The 1,092-nt window shown below is 39.8% G+C and carries 3 protein-coding genes; all 3 read right to left on the bottom strand.

The window, feature by feature from the left end; all coding sequences use genetic code 11:
- Window positions 1–353: 353 nt before the first annotated feature.
- Genes AACQ83_RS24185 through AACQ83_RS24195 form a run of 3 tightly spaced genes read right to left on the bottom strand, consistent with a single transcriptional unit; the run spans window position 354 to window position 1,036 of the window.
- Entirely contained in the window at window positions 354–740 is a 387-nt protein-coding gene (locus AACQ83_RS24185) for an antiterminator Q family protein (protein WP_112879923.1), read from the bottom strand.
- Entirely contained in the window at window positions 733–948 is a 216-nt protein-coding gene (locus AACQ83_RS24190) for a hypothetical protein (RefSeq protein ID WP_112879924.1), read from the bottom strand. The genes AACQ83_RS24185 and AACQ83_RS24190 overlap by 8 nt, the downstream gene beginning before the upstream one ends.
- Entirely contained in the window at window positions 932–1,036 is a 105-nt protein-coding gene (locus AACQ83_RS24195) for a hypothetical protein (protein WP_339366782.1), read from the bottom strand. The genes AACQ83_RS24190 and AACQ83_RS24195 overlap by 17 nt, the downstream gene beginning before the upstream one ends.
- Window positions 1,037–1,092 lie beyond the last annotated feature (56 nt).

A 1,092-nucleotide genomic window follows, 5' to 3' on the forward strand; every position in this document is an offset into this window, starting at 1 on the left:
ATTCGTCAGAAACGCTGCTATAGCGCTCCATTGAGATAAACGCAGCGGCAACAGCTTCACCTACAAATACCGCGTCAAGATCACTCAGTCCATCAGGTACCATTTGCGACAGAATAGTAATAAGTGCTAATCGTGCCTGTTCTTGGGATTCTGGAGATAGTTTGTCAAAGTTCATACCCGACCTCTCGACGGTAATAAAGAAAAAGGCCACGCTATGCGCAGCCTGGAATTGGTGCTTGATATATAAAAAAACCCCGTGAGTACGAGGATTATTAATTCGATAAGCTGTGTGACATAGCTATCACTCTTATCATAATATTCAGTTTTTTACGTACGTAAACTCTTTTATTAAATTAGGCTGCAATTTTTTGAACACATTTATCCATTTCCAGTTCTACGCCTAGCATTATCAGCATCCCTTCAACAATACCCTCCGCCTTTTGTAATTTTTTACCGATATGACCGTCAGAGCATTTATGTTCATAAGCTAATTGCATGAATGTTTTACCAAACACATAGTAGTCAAATAACAAATCATGAATATCGCTATTCTTTTGATTCAGCTTTGCCATACAGCTAGAAATAACAATAGCGTCATCCTCACAGCACTGCGTGCGAGATTTAACTTTGTTGGGAATTAGCCCCTTAAATCCTGCTGCAATTGACGACCAATAGACATCTTCTCTATTATCTGCCGCCCACGCTCCCCAACGCTCTAAAACTAGTTGAATGTCACGCATTATTTACCTCCGGCAATACTGTTGCAATACGACAATCGTAACGAGCGCTATAAGCTTTACGTAGACGACTCTCTTTATTTATTCCGACTTCTTGTCTAACTGTGAGAGTTCCATTTCGTTTTTGAGTGATAACATGATGATGCTTTGTTTCTTGTCGCAAAAATCTCGCTTCTTCAATTGCTGCTGATATGTCAGTGAAGATTGTCATTGCTTAATCTCCTGAGTTTTGCCCGATATTCATCACAAATACGTTCGTAATCTTCACGCCGCCATTTCATTAGCGGCCTTGGCATCATTAGAGCATCAAACCTTTCTTGACCAATTTTCTCAATCAATCTGGGTTTATAGTTAA

The organism is Photorhabdus sp. S10-54 (genome assembly GCF_963878145.1).
GTDB classification, from domain to species: domain Bacteria; phylum Pseudomonadota; class Gammaproteobacteria; order Enterobacterales; family Enterobacteriaceae; genus Photorhabdus; species Photorhabdus kayaii.